The sequence below is a fragment of the Achromobacter marplatensis genome (genome assembly GCF_049060505.1).
Taxonomy (GTDB): domain Bacteria; phylum Pseudomonadota; class Gammaproteobacteria; order Burkholderiales; family Burkholderiaceae_B; genus Achromobacter; species Achromobacter marplatensis_A.
On record NZ_JBMGRB010000003.1, the window covers coordinates 245,387 to 268,621 of the forward strand.

The following is a 23,235-nucleotide window of genomic DNA, read 5'->3' on the forward strand; positions in this document are numbered from 1 at the left end:
AGCGGCAGCCCTGGCCGTCGGCAGCGCCTACATTAATAATAATAATCGTTGTCATTCTTATACATGATCGGCTGCCAAGCAGCCGCCGGGGAGCTTTTCTTGAAACGCCATCGTTATCCGACCGCGCACCGGGCGCGGCCGCAGACCCTCTTGCCCGCCACCGCCTTGCTTGCCGCCTGCCTGGGCGCCGCGGCGCAGGCGCAGCCCGCCCAGACCGGCGCGGCCGCCGACGCCCCCACCGTGCTGCCTGCCGTGCAGGTCACCGGCACGGGCGAAACCGCGACCGGCCCCGTCGACGGCTACGTAGCGACGCGCAGCGCCACCGGCACCAAAACCGATACCGCGCTGTCCGAGACGCCGCAAGCCATCACGGTGATCCCGCGCGGACAAATCGTCGACCAGGGGTCGCAAAACGTGCAGGACGCCATGAATTACGCGGCCGGCGTCCGGCCCAACGCCTATGGCGTGGACAACCGCGGCGATTACGTGCGGATCCGCGGGGTGGAACCTGCCCAATACCTGGACGGCCTGCGCCAGTTCTTCAACTACAACAACCCGCGCACGGAAATCTACGGCATGGAACGCGTCGAGGTGCTGCGCGGCCCGTCGTCCATGCTGTACGGCCAAGGCAGCACGGGCGGTATCGTCAACCTGGTCAGCAAACGTCCGCAAGCCGAAGCGCAACGCGAGATCGGCGTGGTGTTGGGCAACGACAATCGACGCGAGATCCAGGCCGACTTGACCGGTCCCGTGACCGAAGACGGCCAATGGCTGTACCGCGTCGTGGCGGTGGGCCGCGACAGCGACACACAGGTGCAGCACGCGCCCGATGACCGCCTGATGCTGGCGCCCTCCTTGACGTGGCAACCCAGCGCCGCCACCTCGTTGACCTTGCAGGCCCTGTGGCAAAAGGACAAGTCCGGCACCACGCAATCGTTCCTGCCCTGGAGCGGATCGGTGCAAGAGAACCCGAACGGCCGCATCCCGACCCGGCGCTTCGTCAGCGAGCCGGGTTTCGACGCCTACGATACCGAGCAGTTCAGCGTGGGCTGGCTGTTTGAACATCAGTTCAACGACACGTGGAAATTCCGCCAGAACTTCCGCAACACGGTCAGCCGGGTCGATTACCAGTCGCTGTATCCCAACGTCTACGGCGACCGGCGCGGCGATTCGTACATCGATGACGCCCAGACCACCACTGACCGCTTTTTCTACATCAACAAGCCGCGCATGCGCACGCTGCTGGCCGACCAGAACATCGAAGGCAAGTTGAACTGGGGCCGCACGGAACACACCGTCATCCTCGGGATGGATTATTCGCATTACCGCGAGACCAGCCAGACGGCTACCGGCCTGGGCGCGCCGCTGAATCTGTACCACCCGGTGTACGGCAACCTGCCCGAGTACGAGCTGTCCGACACGCCAAAGCAGAAGCAGCAGCAACTGGGCTTCTATGCGCAGGACCAGATCAAATTCGACAAGAACTGGATTTTCCTGGCCGGTATCCGGCGCGACCGCGCCGACAACCGCATCGACGGGCAAGACAAGGAAACCGACTACGCCACGACCAAGCGCTTCGGCCTGATGTATGCCGCCGACAACGGCTGGTCGCCCTATCTGAGCTACAGCGAATCGTTCACGCCGATCGCGGGTTCCGATTTCTACGACCAGCGCTGGAAGCCGATGCGCGGCAAGCAGGTCGAAGCCGGCATCAAGTACATGCCGAAAGACGCCGACATCGAGTTCACGGCCGCCGCCTACGACCTGCGGGAAAAGAACCGCCAGACCAATGACCCGAACAATCCCAACAACCAGATCCAGGCGGGGAAGACACGCACGCGCGGCGTGGAATTGGAACTGCGCGGCCGGGCCACCAAAGACATCGACGTGATCGCCAACTACATCTACACCGATGTCGACCCTCAGTTGGAAGGCCTGCCCAAACATATGGCGTCCCTGTGGGGCAAATACCGCTTTGCCCTGGCCGGCCAACCCGGCTTCGCGGTGGGCGCCGGCGTGCGCTACCTGAGCGCGTTCCGCGATGGCGGCGCCCCCCAGACGCCTGCCGTGACCTTGTTCGACGCCATGGTCAGCTACGACAATGGCCCGTGGCGCTACGCGCTGAACATCAACAACATCGCGGACCGCACCTATGAGGTCGTCTGCCTGGACCGGGGCGACTGCTTCTATGGCGCGCGCCGCACGGTCATGCTGAGCGGGGCATACCGCTTCTAAGCGACGGATCGGCCTCCGGGACGGGAAAACCTGTACGTACTAGCTGTACGTACAGGTGTACACTTACGGTTTTCAACCCGTGACAGACGCATCAACGAACGTCTGCAACCCACCAGAACCTTCCTGGAGACTCAAGCAAGTGTCGACCGCAACTTCCCGTTCGCCTTTTTTTGGCACCATGCAGAAGATCCCTGGCGGATTGATGCTTGTGCCGCTGATCCTCGGCTCCCTGATCGGCACCTTCGCCCCTGACGCCCTGGCCATCGGCGGCTTCACCACCGCGCTCTTCAAGAACAGCGCCCTGCCCCTGATCGCGCTGCTGATCTTCGCAACCGGCACGCAAGTCAACGCCCGCACCGGCGGCCCCATCCTGGCTACCGCCGGCACCATCCTGCTGATGAAGACGCTGGTGCCCGCCACCCTCATCATCATCCTGGGCAGCTATGTCGGCCTGGACGGCGTGCTGGGCGTGTCCATCCTGGCCTTGCTGGCCGCCTTCGACAACAGCAACGGCGGCTTGTGGCTGGCCTACACCGGCCAGTACGGCGATGCCCGCGACCGTGGCGCCTATGTCGCCAGCGCGGTCAACGACGGCCCCTTCTTCAGCCTGCTGTTCCTGGGCGCCTCGGGCCTGGCCGACATTCCGATGATCGCCCTGGTGGCGGCGCTGGTGCCGTTCCTGCTGGGTGTCGTGGTCGGCAACCTGGACCCCAAGTGGCGCGACGTGCTCAAGCCCGTGCCCAACATCGTCATCCCGTTCTTCGCTTTCGCGCTGGGCACCGGCATCAATCTGGGCGCCGTCGTCAGCGGCGGCATCAGCGGCCTGATCCTGGGCCTGATCATCAGCCCGATCACGGGCGGCCTGGTCTATCTGGGCTATCGTCTGATCCTGCGCCGCGGCGGCAAGAGCGGTCTGGGCTTCGCCGCGGGCACCACCGCTGGCAATGCCATCGCCACGCCCGCCGTGGTGGCCGCCGCCGACCCGAACTTCCAGCAGTACGTGTCCACCGCCACCGCGCAAGTGGCCGCGTGCGTGTTGATCAGTTCGATCCTGGCGCCGATCCTGGCCTCGTACTTCCTCAAGCGGGCCGGTGAATTGAAATCCGAGGATGCGGAAACGACTAGCGGCACGCCGATGTTGGGCGAGGCCCGCGGAGAGGCTCTTTGAATCCCACTATCGCCATCGTCGCCGATGACCTGACCGGTTCCGGCGACACCGCGGTGCAATTCGTCCGCGCCGGCTGGAGCACCCACCTGTCCATCGGCGGCGCCGAGGAGGCGCTGTCCGGCCCGGCCACGGCCGGCGTCGAAGTGCTGGCCGTGACGACCCACAGCCGGGCCCTGCCCGCCGCCGACGCGGCCCGCGTCATCGACCAAAACGTGCGGCAACTGCGCGCGGCCGGCGTATCGCGCCTGTACAAGAAGGTGGATTCCACCTTGCGTGGCGCGTTCAAGGCCGAGATCGACGCGGCACGCGATGCCTGGGGCCCGGACACGGTGGCGGTGATCTGCCCCGCCTTCCCAGCCACCGGCCGCACCGTGGAACAGGGCGTACTGATGGTGAACGGCAAGCCGGTCACCGCAACCTCCGCCGCGACGGACCCGGTCACCCCGGTGACCGAAAGCCATATCCCCACGCTGCTGGGCTGCGCCCACGTCGCGGCGCAAGACGGCGACACGCCCGAAGCGCTGGCCGCCCGCATCCGCCAGGCGGGGCACACCGTGGTGGTGGACGCCGCCACGGACGCCGACCTGGAACGCCTGGCGCGCGCCATCGGTTTGCTGGGCGAACATGCCCTGCCCGTGGGCGCCGGCGGTCTTGCCGTGCCATTGGCCCGCGTGTGGGCCGGCGCGGACCAGACGGCGCCCGTCGTCGTCGTAGTCACGTCGCAGCACAGCGCCGCGCGCGCGCAAGCGGCAGCCTTGAAGGCTTCCGGCGCCGACACCTGGACGCCCACCTTGGCCCAATTGGCCGACGACGCCGCGTGGCAGGCATGGACCCAACCGCTGTTGCAGGCCCACGCCAAGGCCCCGGCCGAAGCGGGCACCGTGCTGCTGCTGGCGCCCGAAGGGCAGCTTGATGGCCTGGATTCTGAAAAAGTCGCCGACCGGCTGGGCAGCCTGGCGGCGCAATTGATCACCACCTCGCGGGCGGCGGGCGTTGTCGCCACCGGCGGCGACGGCGCGCGCAGCGTGCTGGTGGCACTGGCCGCGCGCGGCATCGCGCTGGTGGATGAAGTGATGGGCGGCGTGCCTCTTGGCACGTTGACCGGGGGCACGGCCGCAGGCCTGCCCGTGGTGACCAAGGCCGGCGGCTTTGGCACCGAAGACGTACTGGTTCGCGCCGTGCGCGCGATCCGCGACAGGAGATTCAAGCGATGACACAACCCCAACCGAACAAGCTGCCGCTGCTGGCCGTCACCCTGGGTGACGTGGCCGGCATCGGGCCGGAGATCACGGCCAAGATGCTGATGGGCCATGACGAACTGCGCCAAAAGGCCCGCCTGCTGGTGGTCGGCGACGTCGACGTGATGGTCAACGCCGTACGCGGCCTGGGCGGCGACCCCGCCATCGTGCGCAAGCTGGACCGCGCGACCGACTGCACCAACACCCCCGGCACGATCGAAGTGCTGCAAGCCGGCCCGTCGCTGGCTCACGTCAAACTCGGCGAAATCAGCGCCGACGCGGGCGATGGTTCCGTGCGCTTCGTCACCACGGCCTGCGCCCTGGCGCGCGCCGGCGAGGTCGACGGCATTGTCACCGCACCGCTGAACAAAGCCGCCATGCACGCCGCCGGCCACAAATGGCCCGGCCACACCGAACTGCTGGCGCACGAGTTCGGCGTTAAGACGTTTTCGCTGGTGCTGTCGGCCGGCGACCTCTACATCTTCCACGCCACGACGCACGTGTCGCTGCGCCAGGCCATCGAAGACCTGACGCCCGCGCGCATGCGCGCCGTGCTGCGCCTGGCGGGCTCGTTCGCCAAGGCCCTGGGCCGCGGCGACCAGCCGGTCGCCGTGTCGGGCCTGAACCCGCACGCGGGTGAAAACGGCATCTTCGGTAGCGAAGACGCCGACATCCTGGCGCCCGCCGTGGCCGAGGCCAACGCCGCCGGCATCCTGGCCGCCGGCCCGATCCCGGCCGACGCCCTGTTCCCGCAAGCCGTGCGCGGCAAGTGGCAGTTCGTGATTGCCTGTTACCACGACCAGGGCCATGCGCCCTTCAAGGCCGTGTATGGCGATGACGGCGTCAACATCACCGTCGGCCTGCCCGTCGTGCGGGTTTCCGTCGACCACGGCACTGCCTTCGACATCGCAGGCAAGGGCATCGCCCGCGAAGACAGCTTGATCCTGGCCGCCGAGCGCGCCGCGCATCTGGCCCCGGGCTGGACGCATGTATGGGAAACTGCGCGGGCACAAACCGGAGGTTGATTCCCATGGCGCCCGCCACGCACGACGCATTGCCCATCCTTGACCGCTCTGGCGATATCCCGCTGCACGCGCAGGTGGCGGCCCTGCTGCGGGGATACATCCGGACGAACAAGCTTGCGGCCGGCGCCGTGCTGCCCAGCGAAGCCGCGCTGTGCGACCGCTTTGGCGTGGCGCGCAGCGTGGTGCGGCAGGCCTTGGCCGCGCTGGCCACCGAAGGCCTGATTCAACGCGAAACCGGACGCCCGGCGACTGTCGCGGCACCCCAGGAGCACCGTCGGCTGGTGCAGCGCTCCACGGGCCTGTACGAACAGTTCGCCCAATCTGGCGTGGCCTTGCAGACCCGCGTGCTGGCCTTCGCCCGGGCCGAACCGCCCGAAGACGTAGCGGCCTTCTTCGGCACGCCGCAATTGCTGATGCTGGAACGGCTACGCCACGTGGCCGATGCGCCGCTGGCCTATGTGCGCACCTGGCTGCCCGCCGACGCCGTGCCCGGCCTGCGTGCCGAAGATCTTGCCGACGCTTCCCTGCATGGCGTGCTGACCCGCCGCTTTGGCCTGCGTCCCGGCGCGGGGCGCAACCAGATCCGCGCCGTCGCCGCCGACGCCACGCTGGCAACGTTGCTGGACACGCAAGCCGGCACCCCGTTGCTGATGCTGCAAGGCCAGGGCATGGACCAGCACGGCCGGCCGCTGGAATGGTTCACGACGTGGCACCGTGCCGAACAGTTGGTTTTTGATGTGGACGTCAGCGTGGGCCACGAAAGCGTGCATCCCCGGCTGCAAGACGCCCCGGTGCAGGCCGCCCTCGAACCCGTCGATACCGTCGCCCCGCCGGGGCAGGATCCGCTGGCGCGCGCGCAGGCACTGGTGGCCGAACTGTCGGCCGAACTGGCCCGGCTGCGCGGCCAGCCCTGACCGTCAGGCGCTTTCGGCCTGATCGGCGGTTGCCGCCACCTGGCGGGCCAGCGCTTTGCGATCCACCTTGCCCACGGCGTTTTCCGGCAGGCGCTCGATCCACCGAACATCCCTGGGCACATAGATGCGGCCCAGGCGCGCCAACACCTCTGCCTGAATTGCCGCCGCGTCGACCGATGCGCCATCGCGCTGCACGAAGACCACGGGCACTTCGCCCAGGTCCTCGTCCGGCGCGCCCACGACGCAGCACGCGGCCACGCCAGGCAAGCCCGTCACCACGCCTTCGATCAGCGCGGGGGAAATGTTCTCGCCGCCACGGATGATCACGTCCTTGATGCGGCCCGTGATGCTCAAGTAACCCTGCCCATCGAAACGGCCCAGATCGCCGGTGCGCAACAGCGCCGGCGCGCCGCCATCCGCATCGCCCACGCCCAGATACCCGAGCATCAAGCTATCGCCTTCGATGCAGATTTCGCCTTCGCCGCCTGGCGCGGCCTCGGATCCGTCCGGCAGCCGCAGCGTCACGCGCTGGCCGGCCAGCACCGTGCCCACCGATCCCACGCGCCGCGCCGCCGGCGGGTTCATCGTGGACGTGCAGGTCGCTTCCGACAAGCCATAGGACACCACCAGCGGGCAGCCCAGGAAGGCCTCGATGCGCCGATGCAGCGCTTCGGTGATCGGCGCCGATCCGCAACGCGCAAAGCGCAGGCGCGCCAGGCTTTGCGGATCGAATTCCAATTCCAGCATGCGGGCGTACATGGTGGGCACGCCCGTAATGATGGTGGGCTGGAACGCGCGTAGCAGATCCGGCATGTCATCCGCGCGGAAGCGGCCGGCCAGCGCCACGCTGGCACCCGCCAGCAGAGGCGTGAATATCTGGTTGTTCAGCGCGTTGGTGTGGTGCAGCGGCATGACGTGCAGCAGGCGGTCGTCCGGCGTCAGGCCCGTGTGCGCCAACACACCGCGCGCATTGTTCGCCAGGCCCCGGTGGCTAAGCAGCACCCCCTTGGGATTGCCCGTGCTGCCGGACGTGAACAGCAGCAGGCCGGGGTCCGCGGCGGACAGATCGCCAGCCGTCCAGTCTTCCGGCCCCTGCGCGACATTGGCGGCGGCCAGCAAGCGCGACGGGGGCAAGCCGCAAGCTTGCGCCACGGCAGCATTGGCGTCATCGTGCAGCATCCATTCCAGCCCTACGGCCGACACACGGCGCGCGGTTTCCTCGGCCGACAGGCGAGGCTCCAGCGGGCAGGGGCACGCTCCCGCCGCCATGACGCCCAGAATGGCCAGCACCTGCTCCAACGAGCGTTCCATCGCCACGGCCACGAAGCCGCCACGCGGCACCCCGGCGGCGCGCAGGCCGCCCGCCACTTGCCCGACACGGCGACGCAACGCCGCATAACTTAGCGTTTCTTCGGCCGTCACGATGGCGGGACGCGCCGCCCATTCGGGCTGACGCCACGCGCGTTCGCATGCCGCCACCAGCGTGGCCTCGGCGATCGTCATGGCGGTCTCCTAGCGCAGCGCGACGGCGGCGTCGCGTTCGAATTGGCCGTCCGCGTCCAGCTCGCGCAGCGCGCGGGCTTCGGCGGCCGTCGGCGGTTCCGACGGCGTGGCCCCCGTCGCATCGAACTCGAAGCCCGTGCGTTCGCGCACTTCGGACAGGCTGGATTCCGGATGCCACGACTGCAACGCCAGCTTGCCGTCGCGCTTCACGAACACGGCGATGGGCGTGACCACGCCGTGGAACCCGCCCCAGGACGTCATGAAGTCCAGCTTCTGCACGAAGGTGCGGCGCGAGTGTTCCGTGCGCCATGTGCACGCGCGGCGGGCAGTGGGCAGCATCACCGCCCCGCCGCCGCCACCGGGCAGACGGACCTTCGGTTCGTGCCAATCGCCAATGCAGGAATTGTTGGCGCAGCCCGCGCCGTCGATCTGCGCCGCGCCCAGAAAAGTCAGGTCCATGCGGCCGCGCGTGCAAAGATCGTAGAAATCCTCGTTCGAGAAGATCGACGCCGTATGCTCGGCCAACACCGGATCAGAGCTGGATATCGGAATATGCGACGGCCGCGGGTTCACGCCGCCCGCCACGTTGATGTAGACGAAATCCCAGTCGTAAGCGCGCTTGGCCAGCAGGCACGCCAACATCGGCATCGTGGAATTGACGCCGCTGAACGTGATTTCGTCGGGGCGGATGAAACGCGCCAGATTCGTGACGATGTACGAAAAGCCCGACCATTGCTCAGCCATGATTTCCCCCTTGCGCTTCGGGCGCCGCGGCCAGGTGCGCTTGCAGATCGCTGTTCTTGTCCATGTACGCCTCCACCGCCGGATAGTCGATGGCATAGTCCGGCCAGCACGATCCGGGCCAGGCGCTGCCCGGCGCCACTGCGTAGGCCTGCACCATGAAATACGGCACCAACGTGGATTCCGGTTGCGCTTCGAACACTGCGCTGTCCACCACTTTCTCGGCCACGACCAGCACGCTTCCTGCGGCCCGCGACATGATGCGGTCCCAGTGCGCCGTGCCGTGCACGCGCACGTTGCCCAGCGTATCCACTTCGGATGCCTGGATCACGGCGAAATCCGGACGAATCGCGGGCACGACGTAGGTCTTCTGGCCGCTGCCGTAGGGGTCGTCCAGACACGCCCAGCCGTTAAGCGCCGGCAGCCCGCTGCCGTGCAGGCCGCCGCAGGGCTGGAACGGCACGCCGAACGCCGCCGCCCGCAGTCCGGCCGTCAGGCTGGCGCAGGCATGTTCCTCCAGTTCGATCTCGCGCCGTTCCACGGCACGCCGGTACCATGGCGCCAGGCCGAAGTTGCCCTCCATCGCCACGATGCCCGCGCGCACGCGGCGCAGCACGCCGGCGCGGCACAGGATGTCCACGTCGTATCCGGGCGATTGCTTGATCAGTTCCAGATCCCGCTTGCCCTGGCGGATCAGTTCGCGCACGAACGCGAACGGCCCTCGGTGCAGAAAGCTGCCGCCCAGCGCGATGGACGCACCGTTCGGCACCAGCGCCGCCAACTCCGCCACCGAGCACTGCTTGTTCTTTTGGTTGAAACCCGAAGCCATTGTCTTCCTCCCTGCTGATTCTTCGTGCCGCTAGCGCGCTTGCAGATAGGCGGCGATGCGGTCCTTCAATCCGGGCGCGGCGGCCGAGCGCACCAAGCGCGCCAGGTCGGCGTCCGGCGTCTCAAGCGACAGCGCCGCATACAGCTGGATACGGCTGGCGTCCGTCAACGCACCGGCCGCGTCCACCGCCTGCTGCTCGACCTGGGGCCATTCCGGCACCGGGGCAAGCCGGCTGGCGAAACCATCGCGCAACGCCTCTTCCGCACTGAACGTCGCGGCCTGCTCCAGCACCGCGCGGGCACGCTCGGCGCCCACCAGCGCGGCGAAGCGGCGCGTGCCCAGCACCAGGCCGAACTTCAGGCCCGGCATGCGGAACGTAGCGTCCGGTGCGCTGATGCGCCATTTGCAAGCGCCGAACAGGTCGACGCCCGCGCCGAAATTGCGCCCGTGCGCCAACGCCATCGTCAGGCACGGGGATGCCGCCAGCCGTTGCAGCAAGGTCTCGATGCGCACGAAGCGCAGCAACAGGTCGCCCTCGCTTTGCGCTTGCCAATCGCCGAAGTCGAATCCGGCGCTGAAATTCTTTCCCTCGCCCTTCAGCACGATCAACGTGGCGCCTTGCGACTCTGCCTGGTCCAGCGCGGCGATCAGCGCGTCCACCAATTCGGCGGACAGCGCATTCATCTTCTCGGCGCGCGTCAGCGTCAACACATGGCACGCGCCCTGCTTGTCGATACGGAGGACGCCGCTCATGCCGCCACTCCCTTCTTGGCGGCGCGCAGGGCGCCCAGCACCTCATCGTTGTGCTCGCCCAGCGCAGGCGGGCGCAGACGCAACGCCGTGGTCTGCCCGTCAAACCGCACCGGCAGGCCAAAGGTGCGCGTCTGCACGCCGTTGGGCAATTCCACCGGTTGCACCCAACCCATGTGCTCCACTTGCGGGTCCGCCAGCACTTCGGAATACGTATTGATCGGGGCGCAAGGCACGCCGGCGGCGCGGAACCGGCTCAGCCAGGTCTGCGCGTCGTCGGTGGCGAAGATGGCTTCCAGAATCTCGCGCAGCGCGGTCTGGTTGCGAGCGCGGGCGCTGGTATCGGTAAAGCGCGGATCGGCCAGCAGGTCTTCGCGCCCCACGGTCGCGCACACGCTCTTCCACAATGCCTGGTTGCCCGCGGCCATGCCAAAGTAGCCGCCCTGGCAGCGGAACGCCTGGTATGGCGCGTTGCGCGGATGTGCCGACCCCAGCTTGACGGGGTCTTTGCCGCTACCGAAAAATTCCGATGTCTGCAAGGCCGCGATGCCCAGCGTGGCGCCCAGCATCGGCACGTCGATATGCGTGCCTTGCCCGCTGGCTTGCGCCGCGCGCAATGCCGAAGCGATGGCGAAGGCGCCATACAGGCCCGCCGAAAAGTCCGCCACCGGCACGCCGCATTTCACGGGCTCGCCGCCCGCTTCACCGGTCACGCTCATGATGCCGCTCATGGCCTGGATGGTCAGGTCGAAGCCGCCTTCCTGCGAACGCGGACCCGATTGGCCGTAGGCCGAGATCGAGCAATAGACCAGCTTGGGATTGGCCTCGCGCAGCTGCGCATAGCCCAGGCCCAGGCGGTCCATCACGCCCGGCCGATTGTTTTCGATCAGCACGTCGACGGTCAGCGCCAACTCGCGCGCCAAGGCCAGGTCGGCGGGGTCTTTCAGGTTCAGCGTCACGGATTTCTTGTTGCGGTTCAACGACGCGAAATTCTCGCTGTAGCCGTCGGAAATCGGCGGCCAGCTGCGCAGCGTGTCGCCGCCTTCGGGGTTCTCGACCTTGATGACGTCGGCGCCCATATCCGCCAACAACATGCCGCAAAACGGTCCCGCCGCAACATTGCAAATTTCCAGCACCGTGATGCCGGCAAGTGCCGAACTGGGTGTCATGTCTGACCTCTCGTTATGAAAATTCAATATTTAGGATGCAGAAAATATTATAAGAGCGCGCCTTTCCGGATGGCATCATGCCGGACGGATGCGCAGCACCCGCTCATTTTTCCTAGTGCAATCCCTAGGACAGCCGCTTAATTGTTGACCAGCATATCACCGTGTGGAATTCTACGTAAGCCATTTATTGGAATACGAGTCCTATATTTTAGGATTTATAGAACAGGGTCGCAGCACCGAAAGCCACCGCAACCGCGGGCGCCCGTGCATGACGACCCGCCACCAAGGAGACTCCCATGAAGCAAACGTGGCGCATTGCCCTTGCCGGCGCTGTCCTGGCCCTGGCCGCCAGCCCCGCCCCCGCTCAGACCTGGCCGTCGAAACCCGTGCGCATGGTCGTGCCGTTTCCGCCTGGCGGCGCCACGGATGCCGCCGCGCGCATCTATGCGCAACACCTGGGGGACTTCCTGGGACAAGGCGTGGTGGTTGAAAACAAGGCGGGCGCGGGCGGCGAGATCGGCGCGGAATACGTCGCCAAATCTCCCCCCGACGGCTACACGCTATTGATGGGCGCCGTGGGCAGCCACGCCATCCACGCCGCCATGCCGGACAAGCCGGGCTATGACTTCGCCACGGCCTTCATCGGCGTATCGATGGCCACCAGCATGCCGATGGCGGTCGCCGTGAACAGCAAGGTGCCCGCCACGACGGTGCAAGAGCTGATCGCGTTGGCCAAAAGCAAGCCCGGCACCATCACCTTTGGCTCGGCCGGCCCCGGCACGTCGCAACACATGGCCGGCGAACTGTTCCAGGTGGTGACCGGTACGCGTCTGATGCATGTGCCCTATCGCGGCAGCGGCCCGGCCATCACCGACTTGCTGGGCGGCCAGATCGACATGGTCATCGAAACCCTGCCGGCCCTATTGCCGCAAGTCGCCAGCGGCAAGATCCGGCTGCTGGGGGTGACCACGTCCACGCGAGCCACCGCCCTGCCCGATCTGCCCACGTTGATGGAGCAAGGCGTGAAGGACTATTCGGTGGCCACCACCTATGCGTTGCTGGCGCCCGCCGGCACGCCGCCCGCCGTCGTCGACAAGTTATCGGCGGGCATGCAGAAAGCCGCTGCGATGGCCTCGGTGCAACAAGCCGCGCTGAAGCTGGGCGCCGATGCCGTGGCGACCTCGCCGGCGGATACCAGCCGCGTGCTGAAGCAGGAAGTGGCCCGTTGGGCGGATGTGGTGCGCATGTCGGCCGCCAAATGACATCGGCCGGCCCTTTCCCCCAACCGTTGGCCGCGGACCTTGCCATCGTGGGCGGCGGCTCGGTCGCGGTCAGTCTCTTGTACCAGTTCCTGCTGGCGCTGCAAGGTGACGGCGCCAGGCTTGCCGATCGCCCGCTACGCGTCGTGCTCTTCGAACCGCAAGCCGAACTCGGCCCAGGCGGGGCCTATCAGGAAGACCTGCCCAGCAACCTGCTCAATATTCCGGCCGGCAACATGTCGGCGCGGGCCGATCAGCGGATGGACTTCGTCGACTGGCTGCGCGGACAAGATCCCGCCTGGCTACGCGCGTATGGCGTCGACGCTGTCGCCCCCTCGGACTTTCTTCCGCGTCCTTTATTCGGTGCTTACCTGCGCGCCGTGCACGCGCGTTGCCGCGAGCTGGCGTCATCGCTGGGCGTCACGCTCACGCACGTGCAAAGCCGGGCGCAAAGCGTGACACCGGTGGACGATGGCGCCGCGCGCGTAGACGATGTGCGGTTAGACGACCGCCGCGTCGGCGCCGGCGCAGGCCCCGTGCGCGTGGCGCCCGAGCACGGCGCGCCATGGCTGGCACGCCATGTGGTGCTGTGCAACGGCAACCTGCCGTCACAAGCCTTTCCGCACCTGGAGGACGCGCCGGGGTACTTCAACAGCCCCTACCCGGTCTCCGCGCTGACGGGCGCAATCGCCCGGGACGCTTCGGTGTGCGTCGTGGGCACCAGTCTCAGCGCCGTGGATGCCATCGCCGCCCTGCAGCAGTCCGGCCACCGCGGCCCCATCCTCTGCGTGTCCCGTAACGGTCGCCTGCCCGCCGTGCGCAGCCCCCACAACCAGCCGCCGGCGGCGCTGCGCCACCTGAGCCGTGAAGGCGCCTTGCAACTGGCCGCGCGCCACGGCGGCACGCTGTCGGTGGCGGTGATCGCTCAAGCGTTGAAAGACGAGGTGCGGGCCGCAGGCGGCGCCTTGGACACAGACGATGTGCTGGGCCTGGAAGCGGATGCGCAAACCGCGCTGGACGAAGAGATACGCCGTTCATCACAAGCGGCCCGCCCCTGGCAGGCCGTGGCGGCTGCCACCAATGCGGCAGTGGACCAGATCTGGCACCTGATGCCCGACGCGGAACGCAGCCGCTTCCAATCGCAATGGCGCTCGCTGTGGATGGCGCGGCGCGCCACCTTCCCCATGCGCAACGCGCTGAAGCTGCAAGCGTTGTTCCAAAGCGGGCAGCTGCAAGTGCGCGCGGGTTATGTGGACAGCCGCCACGATCCGGCGGACCAGTTGTTCCACACGCGCTTGCGGGGCGCAGCGGGCATCGCCACGCATTCCAGCCGCTATCTGATCAACGCCACGAGTTTTTCGGTGGATGCCGGAGCCACGCGCGATCCACTGGTGGCGGCGTTGTTGCGCGACGGCCATGCCCGGCCCGATCCGTTTGGCGGGCTGGCGCTGGACTTCGCAACCGGCTGCCTGAGAAACGCGCAGGACGCGCTGCTGCCACGGATATCCGTGCTGGGCAGCCTGGCGGGCGGCACGTATTTCTGGACCACATCCATGGACGTAAACGCGCGGCTGGCGCGCGATCAAGCGCAGCGCCTCGCGGCCGCGTTGACGTGCCAGCCGCCCCTTATTGGTCCAGAAAGCCCCGCCGATAGCCCATCCCCTGCGAGATGGCCTGCGCGCACGCCGACACATCCGGCGCCAACTGCTTCATCCTAGCGGCGCTCAGGCGGTCCAGCGGGCCCGAGATACCGACGGCCGCCACGGGCTGATCCAGGCTGTTGAACAGCGTCACGGCCAGCCCGCCCACCCCTTCCCGCCATTCACCGCGATTCACGGCATAGCCGGCGCGGGCGATCTTGCGCAGCTCGTCTTTCAGCAGCGCCATGGACACGATGGTCGATGGCGTATGCCGCACCAGCTTTTCAGCATAACGCTCGACATAACCATCGGGCTGGTAGGCAAGCAAGGCCTTGCCGGTCGCCACGGCATAGGCGGGCGCCCGCCCGCCTACCATCGAATAGGCGCGGATGGGCTGCGGGCTGTCGATCTTGTCGACATAGACCACGTCAAACCCGTCCAAGACGGACAGGTGAACGGTTTCACCCGTTTGGTCGGCCAGCGTGCGCATGAACGGCGCAGCCAGTTTGCGCACGTCCAATTGCGCAAGTTGGCGGGCGGCCAATTCGAACAGGCGCACCGCGCCGCGGTATCCCCCACCGTCATCGTCCTTGATGACGTAGCCGGCGTGGATCAACGTTTGCAACGTGCGGTGCGTATTGCTGCGGGTGAGACCGACGCGCGCGGCCAGCGCATCGATCGTGCGCGGCGGATTGTCCACATCGGTCACCGCCTCCAACACCATCAGCCCCTTCAGCAGCGTCTTGTCCATGTTGTTTTTTCCTAATATTTAGGACGGGAACATAGCATGAGACGCCGCGCGCGAACAGCGCCTTACCGGATGGCGGCGGTCAGCCCGTCAAGCCAGGGATGGCGGCGCGCACGGCCGCTGAACGGTCCCACAGGTTGGGCAGGCTGGGCGACGAATAGCCGGACACGAACGGTTTGGACTGCCCGGTGACGGGGTCATAGACGTGCCGCGACACTGCGCCGATGTTGCCGCCATACAGGTGCACGCTGATCGACACGCGATCCGCGAAGGCGTTGGACACACGATGGATATCGCCCTCTTCCGGCGACAAGCGCTCCACGTCGCCGGGACGCAAGGTGGTGGCTTCGCCCGCGGGCGTCAGGCGGCCGTCCGGCTGGCGCGCGTAGCGCTGATTGATCTCGGCGCCGCGCAGCATGCCTACATAGCCCCAGACCTCGTGGTCGTGCACGGGCGTGAACTGTCCCGGTCCCCAGACAAAGCTGACGAGTGAAAACCGCTCAAGCGGATCACAATGCAGCAGGAATTGTTGGTAGTACTGCGGATGCGGCGTGGTACAGGCCTCGGGCAGCCAATCGTCGTGGCGCACCAGATCGGCAAAGGCTACCTGCAAGGCCGGCGTCTGCGCCAGCGCGTCCGGGGCGGCCAGCCGCGTCGCGGTGGCGATGAAGCGGCGAAGCCGGTCCAGGCCGGGGGAAGCGTCAGGCATTGCGTATCTCCGTTGGTCAGGAATATCCCAGATGAGAAAACCAGTATCCATCATTCGGGAAGCTTGCGCACGCTTACCCCTGCCGCCATCACGGCCGCCGGTTGCAAGCCGCGCTTGACAGGCGTGCGCCTGAGCGCGCAGCGTAGCGGATTATCTTCCGGGCTGAAAATGACGAGTCCTCATCTAGATATTCCGCCAGCGCTGGTGGAAACGCTACGCGGGGCGCAACGCGTCGTGGTCTTCACCGGGGCCGGAGTTTCCGCCGAAAGCGGCATCGCCACCTTCCGGGATGCGTTGACAGGCTTGTGGTCGCGCTTCGACGCCCAGGCGCTGGCGACACCCGAAGCGTTCCGCGCGCATCCCGATATCGTCTGGGGCTGGTATGAATGGCGTCGCGCGCAAGCCCTGCGCGCCGAGCCAAATGCCGCGCATCGCGCCATTGCGGCGTTGGCGCATCACGTACCCGAATTGATTGTGGTCACGCAGAATGTGGACGACCTGCATGAACGCGCCGGCAGCCCCCGGGTGGCCCATTTGCATGGCAGCCTGCACGCGCCGCGCTGTTCGGCCTGCGCCGCGCCCTACACGCTATCGGGCGGCGCGCCCGACGAACCCGACGAAGGACGCCGCATCGCGCCCCCCGCCTGCTCCGCGTGCGGGGCGCCGGTACGGCCCGGCGTCGTGTGGTTCGGTGAAAGCCTCCCTGCCGACGCGTGGAGCGACGCGCTGCGTGCGGCCGAACAATGCGACCTGCTGCTCAGCATCGGGACTTCGGCGCTGGTCTACCCGGCCGCCGAATTGCCGCAACGCGCGCTGGCCGCGGGCGCGTCCGTGATCCAGATCAACCCCACGGTGACGCCGCTGGACCGGCAAGCGCACTGCAATCTGCATGGCGCGGCAGCCCACGTGATGCCCCGGCTGCTGGCGGCGGCGTTTGGCGCAAGCACGCCCTGATTTCCCACGCAATATGCAAGCCATAACCCGTTTACAACGGGCGACGCGGGGATGACGGCGTCAGGGCTGGTGAAGATTTGTGAAGATCTTTCGAGCGATGTGGAGTAGAAAAGAGCTTGCTGCACCTGTCGAGGGGAAACCCCAAATCTCACCGTTGCGCCGCCGCATTACAGTGGCGCAAGCTGTTTCGGCCGTGGAGAGCATCATCCCATTTTCCTGGAGACTTCCCGATGTGTTCGTGCGCTCATCAGACGGTGTCTTGCATCGTGTGGTGCGGCACGCTACGACCACCGAAACCATCGCCAAACTTGAGAGCATTCCCAGCAATTACCACCTGGATTGCGAATGCATGCTCGACAACGGCGAAACGCTTTCCTGGATAGGAAATAACCAGTATCGTCAGACCCAAGGCGGTGCGATTTACACCGCCGAATCCGATGTCACAACGCCCCGTGGCGAGTTCCGCAAAAGCGGCGCCGCGAAGCGTAATACGCCGGATGCACACAGGGCCGCCCCGCACAAGAAACTGACCGCCGGACACGCCCCTTTACCACTAGCTGTCGTCAATCTGAAAACCGGCAACGATTGGAGCTTGATACGCGCCTGGCGCGAGCACCTCAATATCAGCACTGCGGATATGGCGGCCCGGCTCGGCGTGGACCACTCCATCTACATTGAATTGGAACGGCCGCGTCCACGGCCACGCCAGGTCATCCTGGATCGCGTTTCGCAAGCATTGGGCGTGTCACCCGACCAACTCGATGATTCATTGTTAGGAGGGCGTTTTCAGTAGCGCCGCGCGCGGCCCTTCCGCCCGCCCGCGCATCTTGAAACCCCCAACGTGACTTTGGCGCCGCATGAACGACGGCCCGCGCAGGAGGTAATGTATGCTCGGCACCGCAAGACGATTGACGGATGTGCTTGCCACGTCCCCCGATGGCACCCTGTATCGCATTGAACGTTTCGTGGCCGACCTGGACGCGTATACCGCGCTGGGGACTTCGCGCTTCGATCCCAAAATGCACTGCATCTGCCGTACCAGCTCGGGCGAAAAAGTCACCTGGCTGGGCGGGCAGGCCTATGAAATGCTGAAAAACGGCATCTCGCTGACGGCGGTCGACCGACGACGGCGGTGAGCCGCGCACGCTACCTTGTAAACCGGTCCACCAGAAAGTCCACGAAGGTCGTGAGCTTCGGCAACGCCTGCCTGTCTTTCGGATACAGCAACGTGATGGGCCGCGCGGCGGGCCAGTAGGGCTGCAGAATCGGCACAAGGCGGCCTGCGCGCACGTCTTCGCCCAGCAGCAGCTCGGGTTGCAGCACGACGCCAAAGCCCGCCAGCGCCGCCTGCCGCAGCGCCTGGCCGTTGTTCGACAGGAAGCGGCCCGATGGATAACCCACCTGATTGCCATCGCCGCTATTCAGTTGCCAACCGGTGCGGCGGCTCCAATACGAAAAATCCAGGCATTGATGCCGCACCAGGTCGTCCGGCGTGGCGGGCGTCCCGTAACGCTCCAGATAGGCAGGCGCGGCGCAGACAATCATTTGATAGCGCCCGATGGCGCGCGCGACCAGGCTTGAGTCTGCCGGTTCGCCGATACGCACCGCCAGGTCGTAGCGAGCGGCCACGATGTCTTCCACGGCATCGCCAAGCACTAGCTCAACGCTGACATCGGGATAGACGGAAAGGTAGTCGGCAATAGCCGGCGTCAGCGCGAATGAACCGAAGGTCACCGTCGACGTGATGCGCAGATGGCCCCTGGGCGTCAGCCGCAGCGCCTCGGCGCCCTGCTCCGCGTCGCGGATCTCGGCCAGGATGGCCTTGCAACGCGCGAAATAGGCCTGGCCCGCCTCGGTCAGGCTTTGCCGCCGGGTGGTGCGGTTCATCAGACGCACGCCCAACCGCGCCTCCAATCCCTTGACATGCTTGGCCGCCATGGCGGGCGACATCTCGTGGCGCGTCGCCGCAGCGGTCAGGCTGCCCAGCTCCACGACCGCCACGAATACTTCCATGCTAAGCAACCGGTCCATGAATTGCGCACCCCGAGTGTGAAGTGTTTCCACTATTCCTGGATTTTTCCATGGAAATCGAACGGCGAGAATGGCTACATGCACTGGCGCTGGGCCAGTTTGCGACACATCGAGCAGATTTCGGGCAAGCCCCGGGAGACCCTATGAAAATCATCCTAATCGGCGCCACCGGCACCATCGGCCGCGCGGTCGCTGCAGAACTCGGCCAACACCACGACATCATCGCCGTGGGCAAAACCAACGGCCAACATCAGGTCGACGTGACCCGCAGCGACAGCATCCGCCAGTTGTTTGAACGCGTGGGCAAGGTGGACGCCATCGTCTCCACGACCGGCAGCCTGCACTTCGGCCCTCTCTCCGACATGACGGCGGAGCAGTTCAAGATCGGCCTGCACGATAAATTGCTGGGGCAGGTGGACTTGGCGCTGATCGGGCAACACTACGTCAACGCAGGCGGCTCCATCACGCTTACCAGCGGTATCGTCAGCGACGAACCCATCCGCTTCGGCGCCAATGCGTCGGCGGTCAATTCCGCCATTGACGGCTTCGTGCGCGGCGCCGCGATCGAGCTGCAAGGCATCCGCATCAACTCGGTCAGCCCGACCGTGCTGCAAGAGTCGATGGCAAGCTATGGCCCCTACTTCCCGGGCTTCGAAGCCGCGCCCGCCAGCCGCGTCGCGCTGGCCTACCGCCGAAGCGTGGAAGGCGCGCAGACGGGCCGCGTCATCCGGGTCTGGTGATCCCAGGCAAAAGAAAAGCGGCTTGATGGGTGACCATCAAGCCGCTTCGTCTTTATTGCTGTATTGCTTTTGCCTTTCGGCAGAACCGCGGCATCGTTGATACCGCGTGTTCTAAATAAGTTGGTGCGCCCGGCAGGATTCGAACCTACGACCCCCTGGTTCGTAGCCAGGTACTCTATCCAGCTGAGCTACGGGCGCTCCGAAAGAGGCGTGTTTATAACATGAAAAAATACTATCGCGCAAATCGGCAGGAAAACTGCGCTACTTTCAGCCGCTACTTTCAGCCGCTACTTTCAGCCGCTACTTCTGACCACTACGGCTGGCCGCTACGTTAAGCCACTGCGTTCTGCCGCCACTTTCAGCTCCCATTTCCAGCCGCGCTATTCGGCCATTGTTCAGACCACCGTATTCCGCCGCAGCCTTCGGTGATGGTCCGCAGTGCTTGCGACAGATCAAAGAGGCGCCGCCTCGGTACGCAGTACGCTGGACATGCCGCCACGCACGATCCAGCCCTACCCTGCCCGCCCCCAGACAGACCATGGTCAAGAAATTTCCGATGCACCCGAAACACCCCGAACGCATATGCTGGGGCTGCGACCGCTATTGCCCGACAGACGCCATGAGTTGCGGCAACGGCTCCGACCGCACGATGCATCCCATCGAACTTCTGGGCGATGACTGGGCTAGCGTGGGCAATTGGGGATTCGAAGCGACAGACGAAAAGGGACAAACCGCGGACCAACCTTCGCCCGCCGCAGCCACATAGACGCGGCCGCTGGAAAATTCGCAGCGGAACATCCACTGCCCGAAAATCCCTGGCGCCTCTTTCCTGACGCCTCTTTCCTGCCGCCCTTTCCTGCCAGCGGCACCTTTTCGCGGTAGCAAAACAAAAAGGCCTTCGATACGAGATCAAAGGCCTTTCTATTTTCTTTCTTCGTTTTCTTTCTTCGTTTTCTTTCTTTGGTGCGCCCGGCAGGATTCGAACCTACGACCCCCTGGTTCGTAGCCAGGTACTCTATCCAGCTGAGCTACGGGCGCTCCGACAAAGAGGCAAAATTATATCAGAATAATTAAGCCGTTGGGGCTGCTGCTACCCCTATTTGCTTTTTTTTTTACGTTTTCACGTTCCTTGTTTTTTGCATTCCGGGTTCGCGGTGAATGTTTCCACGTTGACCTAGAACACTAAAAAACATGGTGCGCCCGGCAGGATTCGAACCTACGACCCCCTGGTTCGTAGCCAGGTACTCTATCCAGCTGAGCTACGGGCGCATCAAAAAGCAAGCCTTGAATAATAGCGTTGTTTCAGAAATCGTGCAAGTCGGAGCGGGAAAAATCCACCATGCATCCCCGCCGCGCATCATCGCCGCGCAAGCTAGTACAGCGTCAGCGTGGGCCGTCGCGCGGCGCTTCCGTTCCACACGACGGGCAAGCCAGCCGCTTCGGCCGCGCGCACGATCAGTCCGCCAACGCGCAGCATGTCGGCGTCCGCGCCTTCGGGCGCGCCCCAGAACGCCAGATCCAATCGCCCTTCCTTCTTTGCGCGGTTGCGGTCCTGGCGGGTATAGAAACAGAACCCTTGCAGCCCGGCCGCCACGCCACCGCGTTCATCGAAAACTTCCGAGCAATCGTCAAAACCGTCAGACTGCGTCGTGCCCACATCCTGCATGGCCACCAGGCCCGCCTGCGTCAGTGCTTCGAACATCGAATCCAGCCGGGCTTGCGCCTGGCGCCATTGCGCCGCACTGAGCTTGACCGGGTCGGGCTCCGGCTCCGGTTCTTCAAGCGCCACACCGGTCAGCGCGGACAGCAGTTCCTGCACCTCGGGCATCATCGCATTCACAGTGATGTGGTTGCCGTGGTCATCGCTGATGTCCGCGCGGGCACCCGCATCGATCAGCATCTGCACGGCGTCCGTGCTGGGCGCGAACTCGGCCGCAAGATACAGCGCGGTGCGCCCCTCGCGCTGGAATTCCAGGGGACTGCCGGCGTCGATCAACGCCCTCAGCACGGCCAGGTTCTCCGCAATCTCGGTGTCATTCGCCCCCATCGCGGCGCACTGCAACGCGGTGAATCCCTGCGCGTTCACCGCCGCCGGGTCCGCGCCCGCCTCCAGGCACGCACGCACGCCTTTCACATCGCCGCTACGGGCGGCATCGAAAATCTTGCTGGGATTCAAGGGCAGCTCCTGGGTTTACGCCACGCCGGCGCCATGCATAAGCATCGCGTAGATCTCCGCGACCCGTTCGACCGTCACGCGCTCGCGTTGCTGGACGGCAAGCGGATGACGGGTCGCCTTCAATTCGATGAACGGCCGGATGCCGCCGTCACACAGGTGGCGCATTTAAAAGAGAATTCCATATTCCGGGCTGGCAGGGAAGATGGAGGATGATAGCAACCCGTGCGCCAAGCCCCCGCCGCCGGAAAGCTCTATCCTAGTGGCGGCTTTCCGCCCCCCTCCGATCAACGCAACGGCCTTTAACGTGAAACACCTGCTCGCCAACCTAGACAAGCTGGATGATTTCGACGAAATCATTGATGTGCGCTCGCCGCTCGAATACGCCGACGACCACATTCCCGGCGCCATCAACGCGCCCGTGCTCAGCAACGAAGAACGCGTGCAGGTCGGCACCTTGTACCGCCAGGTATCCCCCTTCGAAGCCTCGCGCACCGGCGCCGCCATCGTCGCCCGCAACATCGCGCGGCACCTGGAAACCACCTTCGCGGACCGCCCGCAAGGCTGGCGGCCGTTGGTGTACTGCTGGCGCGGCGGCAAGCGCTCCGGTTCGATGACGGTGATGTTCAACATGATCGGCTGGCGCGCGCGCCAACTTGACGGCGGCTACAAGCGCTACCGCGGCGCCACCCTCGAGGCGTTGGACACGCTGCCTGCAGCCTTGCATTATGTCGTGCTGGTCGGTCCCACTGGCAGCGGCAAGACCCGCCTGCTGAACGCGCTGGACCAGGCGGGCGCGCAGACCCTGGACCTGGAACAACTGGCATCGCATCGGGGATCGCTATTAGGCGCGCTGCCCGGCGTTGCCCAACCGTCGCAGAAGCGATTCGACACGCTGCTGGCCACTCGCCTGCGCGAACTCGACGCCAGCCGGCCGGTCTACGTGGAATCAGAAAGCCGCAAGATCGGGTCGGTCGCCCTGCCGCCCGCGCTGCTGCAAGCAATGCACCAGGGCGCCTGCATCGAAGTCGTCTCCACGCGCGAAGACCGCGCCGCCTTCCTGCAACAGGATTACGCGGAACTGTTCGCAGACCCTGACTGGTTGAAGGCCCAGCTGCAACGCCTGCTGGGCTTGCACAGCCGCGAGGTGATCAACAACTGGCTGCAGATGGTGGACGAAGGCCGCCGCATCGACTTGGCGCGCGAGCTGATCGACCGCCACTACGACCCCGCCTACACCCGCAGCAGCCACGCGCACTACACGCAATTGCCGCAGGCCACACGGATGGATTTCCGGCCGAATGACGCCGACGTGGTGAATCAAGCCCGGGCGTTGCTGGCAGCCTTGGCATGATTTTTTCACCCAGACCGAACCGTTTTCGTCGTTCGCCGCCTCTATAGGGGCACGG

23 protein-coding genes and 3 tRNA genes are annotated in these 23,235 nt (G+C 65.7%); 13 read left to right on the forward strand and 13 right to left on the reverse strand.

Annotated elements, in window-relative coordinates; all coding sequences use genetic code 11:
* Positions 1-63 precede the first annotated feature (63 nt).
* The 5 genes from ACI0FO_RS09280 (at position 64) to ACI0FO_RS09300 (ending at position 6,580) form a co-directional block, all read left to right on the forward strand.
* A complete protein-coding gene (locus ACI0FO_RS09280; protein ID WP_416026044.1) occupies positions 64-2,235 on the forward strand; it encodes a TonB-dependent siderophore receptor in 2,172 nt (723 codons plus the stop codon).
* A 139-nt stretch (positions 2,236-2,374) separates the two neighbouring features.
* Positions 2,375-3,403, forward strand: a complete 1,029-nt coding sequence (locus tag ACI0FO_RS09285; protein WP_416026046.1) for a 2-keto-3-deoxygluconate permease — start codon at positions 2,375-2,377, stop codon at positions 3,401-3,403.
* Positions 3,400-4,617 (forward strand): D-threonate kinase, encoded by a 1,218-nt coding sequence (gene dtnK, locus ACI0FO_RS09290; RefSeq protein ID WP_416026048.1) that lies wholly within the window; start codon positions 3,400-3,402, stop codon positions 4,615-4,617. Before ACI0FO_RS09285 ends, dtnK begins: the two co-directional genes overlap by 4 nt.
* The gene (pdxA, locus tag ACI0FO_RS09295; protein WP_416026050.1) at positions 4,614-5,666 is read left to right on the forward strand and encodes a 4-hydroxythreonine-4-phosphate dehydrogenase PdxA; all 1,053 of its coding nucleotides are present in this window, start codon (positions 4,614-4,616) and stop codon (positions 5,664-5,666) included. The genes dtnK and pdxA overlap by 4 nt, the downstream gene beginning before the upstream one ends.
* A 5-nt stretch (positions 5,667-5,671) precedes the next feature.
* A complete protein-coding gene (locus ACI0FO_RS09300; RefSeq protein WP_416026052.1) occupies positions 5,672-6,580 on the forward strand; it encodes a GntR family transcriptional regulator in 909 nt (302 codons plus the stop codon).
* A 3-nt stretch (positions 6,581-6,583) separates the two neighbouring features.
* Here ACI0FO_RS09300 and ACI0FO_RS09305 read toward each other — a convergent pair whose 3' ends face one another.
* Genes ACI0FO_RS09305 through ACI0FO_RS09325 form a run of 5 tightly spaced genes read right to left on the reverse strand, consistent with a single transcriptional unit; the run spans position 6,584 to position 11,572 of the window.
* Complete coding sequence (locus ACI0FO_RS09305; RefSeq protein WP_416026054.1) at positions 6,584-8,083, reverse strand: class I adenylate-forming enzyme family protein; 1,500 nt, start codon at positions 8,081-8,083, stop codon at positions 6,584-6,586.
* A gap of 9 nt (positions 8,084-8,092) precedes the next feature.
* Positions 8,093-8,827, reverse strand: a complete 735-nt coding sequence (locus tag ACI0FO_RS09310; RefSeq protein ID WP_416026055.1) for a CoA-transferase subunit beta — start codon at positions 8,825-8,827, stop codon at positions 8,093-8,095.
* Positions 8,820-9,653, reverse strand: a complete 834-nt coding sequence (locus ACI0FO_RS09315; RefSeq protein WP_416026056.1) for a CoA transferase subunit A — start codon at positions 9,651-9,653, stop codon at positions 8,820-8,822. Before ACI0FO_RS09315 ends, ACI0FO_RS09310 begins: the two co-directional genes overlap by 8 nt.
* A 30-nt stretch (positions 9,654-9,683) precedes the next feature.
* Positions 9,684-10,406: an enoyl-CoA hydratase/isomerase family protein gene (locus ACI0FO_RS09320; protein WP_416026058.1), complete on the reverse strand. Its 723-nt coding sequence runs from the start codon at positions 10,404-10,406 to the stop codon at positions 9,684-9,686.
* Positions 10,403-11,572 carry a CaiB/BaiF CoA transferase family protein gene (locus ACI0FO_RS09325; protein ID WP_416026060.1) on the reverse strand — a complete coding sequence of 390 codons (1,170 nt, stop codon included), beginning with the start codon at positions 11,570-11,572 and terminating at the stop codon, positions 10,403-10,405. Before ACI0FO_RS09325 ends, ACI0FO_RS09320 begins: the two co-directional genes overlap by 4 nt.
* A 296-nt stretch (positions 11,573-11,868) precedes the next feature.
* On the opposite strand from ACI0FO_RS09325, the gene ACI0FO_RS09330 reads away from it, so the two are divergent.
* Positions 11,869-12,834, forward strand: coding sequence for a tripartite tricarboxylate transporter substrate binding protein (locus ACI0FO_RS09330; protein WP_416026062.1), 966 nt, complete (start codon positions 11,869-11,871; stop codon positions 12,832-12,834).
* Entirely contained in the window at positions 12,831-14,549 is a 1,719-nt protein-coding gene (locus ACI0FO_RS09335; RefSeq protein ID WP_416026063.1) for an FAD/NAD(P)-binding protein, read from the forward strand. The genes ACI0FO_RS09330 and ACI0FO_RS09335 overlap by 4 nt, the downstream gene beginning before the upstream one ends.
* Here ACI0FO_RS09335 and ACI0FO_RS09340 read toward each other — a convergent pair.
* Both ACI0FO_RS09340 and ACI0FO_RS09345 read right to left on the reverse strand, forming a co-directional pair.
* A complete protein-coding gene (locus ACI0FO_RS09340; protein ID WP_416026064.1) occupies positions 14,458-15,222 on the reverse strand; it encodes an IclR family transcriptional regulator in 765 nt (254 codons plus the stop codon). The genes ACI0FO_RS09335 and ACI0FO_RS09340 overlap by 92 nt on opposite strands.
* Before the next feature lie 79 nt (positions 15,223-15,301).
* A complete protein-coding gene (locus ACI0FO_RS09345) occupies positions 15,302-15,928 on the reverse strand; it encodes a cysteine dioxygenase (RefSeq protein ID WP_416026065.1) in 627 nt (208 codons plus the stop codon).
* Between the two features lie 168 nt (positions 15,929-16,096).
* Here ACI0FO_RS09345 and ACI0FO_RS09350 point away from each other — a divergent pair, with 168 nt between their 5' ends.
* The 3 genes from ACI0FO_RS09350 (at position 16,097) to ACI0FO_RS09360 (ending at position 18,018) form a co-directional block, all read left to right on the forward strand.
* Positions 16,097-16,882, forward strand: a complete 786-nt coding sequence (locus tag ACI0FO_RS09350; RefSeq protein WP_416026067.1) for an SIR2 family NAD-dependent protein deacylase — start codon at positions 16,097-16,099, stop codon at positions 16,880-16,882.
* 193 nt (positions 16,883-17,075) lie between these two features.
* Entirely contained in the window at positions 17,076-17,675 is a 600-nt protein-coding gene (locus tag ACI0FO_RS09355) for a helix-turn-helix domain-containing protein (protein WP_416026599.1), read from the forward strand.
* A gap of 94 nt (positions 17,676-17,769) precedes the next feature.
* Positions 17,770-18,018 carry a hypothetical protein gene (locus ACI0FO_RS09360; RefSeq protein WP_199196815.1) on the forward strand — a complete coding sequence of 83 codons (249 nt, stop codon included), beginning with the start codon at positions 17,770-17,772 and terminating at the stop codon, positions 18,016-18,018.
* A gap of 10 nt (positions 18,019-18,028) precedes the next feature.
* Here the strand turns inward: ACI0FO_RS09360 and ACI0FO_RS09365 are convergent, their stop codons facing one another.
* Positions 18,029-18,913: a LysR family transcriptional regulator gene (locus tag ACI0FO_RS09365; protein WP_416026069.1), complete on the reverse strand. Its 885-nt coding sequence runs from the start codon at positions 18,911-18,913 to the stop codon at positions 18,029-18,031.
* A gap of 143 nt (positions 18,914-19,056) precedes the next feature.
* On the opposite strand from ACI0FO_RS09365, the gene ACI0FO_RS09370 reads away from it, so the two are divergent.
* The gene (locus ACI0FO_RS09370; RefSeq protein WP_416026071.1) at positions 19,057-19,653 is read left to right on the forward strand and encodes a short chain dehydrogenase; all 597 of its coding nucleotides are present in this window, start codon (positions 19,057-19,059) and stop codon (positions 19,651-19,653) included.
* 121 nt (positions 19,654-19,774) lie between these two features.
* Here ACI0FO_RS09370 and ACI0FO_RS09375 read toward each other — a convergent pair.
* Positions 19,775-19,851 (reverse strand) — tRNA-Arg (locus ACI0FO_RS09375).
* Between the two features lie 340 nt (positions 19,852-20,191).
* On the opposite strand from ACI0FO_RS09375, the gene ACI0FO_RS09380 reads away from it, so the two are divergent.
* Complete coding sequence (locus tag ACI0FO_RS09380) at positions 20,192-20,419, forward strand: DUF3079 domain-containing protein (RefSeq protein ID WP_416026073.1); 228 nt, start codon at positions 20,192-20,194, stop codon at positions 20,417-20,419.
* Between the two features lie 195 nt (positions 20,420-20,614).
* Here ACI0FO_RS09380 and ACI0FO_RS09385 read toward each other — a convergent pair.
* The 4 genes from ACI0FO_RS09385 to ACI0FO_RS09400 form a co-directional block, all read right to left on the reverse strand.
* Positions 20,615-20,691, reverse strand: a tRNA-Arg gene (locus ACI0FO_RS09385).
* Positions 20,692-20,845: 154 nt separating this feature from the next.
* Positions 20,846-20,922: transfer RNA gene (locus tag ACI0FO_RS09390), tRNA-Arg, on the reverse strand.
* A gap of 103 nt (positions 20,923-21,025) precedes the next feature.
* Positions 21,026-21,829 (reverse strand): ankyrin repeat domain-containing protein, encoded by an 804-nt coding sequence (locus tag ACI0FO_RS09395; protein WP_416026075.1) that lies wholly within the window; start codon positions 21,827-21,829, stop codon positions 21,026-21,028.
* Between the two features lie 15 nt (positions 21,830-21,844).
* A complete protein-coding gene (locus tag ACI0FO_RS09400) occupies positions 21,845-21,994 on the reverse strand; it encodes a hypothetical protein (protein ID WP_416026076.1) in 150 nt (49 codons plus the stop codon).
* Positions 21,995-22,133: 139 nt separating this feature from the next.
* Here ACI0FO_RS09400 and mnmH point away from each other — a divergent pair, with 139 nt between their 5' ends.
* Positions 22,134-23,180, forward strand: a complete 1,047-nt coding sequence (gene mnmH / locus ACI0FO_RS09405; protein ID WP_416026078.1) for a tRNA 2-selenouridine(34) synthase MnmH — start codon at positions 22,134-22,136, stop codon at positions 23,178-23,180.
* Positions 23,181-23,235: the final 55 nt, after the last annotated feature.

Bases quoted from the DNA above. Each gene is read 5' to 3' on its own strand.
- ACI0FO_RS09330 (WP_416026062.1), top strand. From the start codon at position 11,869: ATGAAGCAAACGTGGCGCATTGCCCTTGCCGGCGCTGTCCTGGCCCTG.
- ACI0FO_RS09345 (WP_416026065.1), bottom strand. From the start codon at position 15,928: ATGCCTGACGCTTCCCCCGGCCTGGACCGGCTTCGCCGCTTCATCGCC.
- ACI0FO_RS09310 (WP_416026055.1), bottom strand. From the start codon at position 8,827: ATGGCTGAGCAATGGTCGGGCTTTTCGTACATCGTCACGAATCTGGCG.
- ACI0FO_RS09320 (WP_416026058.1), bottom strand. From the start codon at position 10,406: ATGAGCGGCGTCCTCCGTATCGACAAGCAGGGCGCGTGCCATGTGTTG.
- ACI0FO_RS09280 (WP_416026044.1), top strand. From the start codon at position 64: ATGATCGGCTGCCAAGCAGCCGCCGGGGAGCTTTTCTTGAAACGCCAT.
- ACI0FO_RS09400 (WP_416026076.1), bottom strand. From the start codon at position 21,994: ATGCGCCACCTGTGTGACGGCGGCATCCGGCCGTTCATCGAATTGAAG.
- ACI0FO_RS09335 (WP_416026063.1), top strand. From the start codon at position 12,831: ATGACATCGGCCGGCCCTTTCCCCCAACCGTTGGCCGCGGACCTTGCC.
- pdxA (WP_416026050.1), top strand. From the start codon at position 4,614: ATGACACAACCCCAACCGAACAAGCTGCCGCTGCTGGCCGTCACCCTG.
- ACI0FO_RS09340 (WP_416026064.1), bottom strand. From the start codon at position 15,222: ATGGACAAGACGCTGCTGAAGGGGCTGATGGTGTTGGAGGCGGTGACC.
- ACI0FO_RS09380 (WP_416026073.1), top strand. From the start codon at position 20,192: ATGGTCAAGAAATTTCCGATGCACCCGAAACACCCCGAACGCATATGC.
- ACI0FO_RS09305 (WP_416026054.1), bottom strand. From the start codon at position 8,083: ATGACGATCGCCGAGGCCACGCTGGTGGCGGCATGCGAACGCGCGTGG.
- ACI0FO_RS09350 (WP_416026067.1), top strand. From the start codon at position 16,097: ATGACGAGTCCTCATCTAGATATTCCGCCAGCGCTGGTGGAAACGCTA.
- ACI0FO_RS09365 (WP_416026069.1), bottom strand. From the start codon at position 18,913: ATGGACCGGTTGCTTAGCATGGAAGTATTCGTGGCGGTCGTGGAGCTG.
- ACI0FO_RS09370 (WP_416026071.1), top strand. From the start codon at position 19,057: ATGAAAATCATCCTAATCGGCGCCACCGGCACCATCGGCCGCGCGGTC.
- ACI0FO_RS09300 (WP_416026052.1), top strand. From the start codon at position 5,672: ATGGCGCCCGCCACGCACGACGCATTGCCCATCCTTGACCGCTCTGGC.
- ACI0FO_RS09360 (WP_199196815.1), top strand. From the start codon at position 17,770: ATGCTCGGCACCGCAAGACGATTGACGGATGTGCTTGCCACGTCCCCC.
- ACI0FO_RS09315 (WP_416026056.1), bottom strand. From the start codon at position 9,653: ATGGCTTCGGGTTTCAACCAAAAGAACAAGCAGTGCTCGGTGGCGGAG.
- ACI0FO_RS09325 (WP_416026060.1), bottom strand. From the start codon at position 11,572: ATGACACCCAGTTCGGCACTTGCCGGCATCACGGTGCTGGAAATTTGC.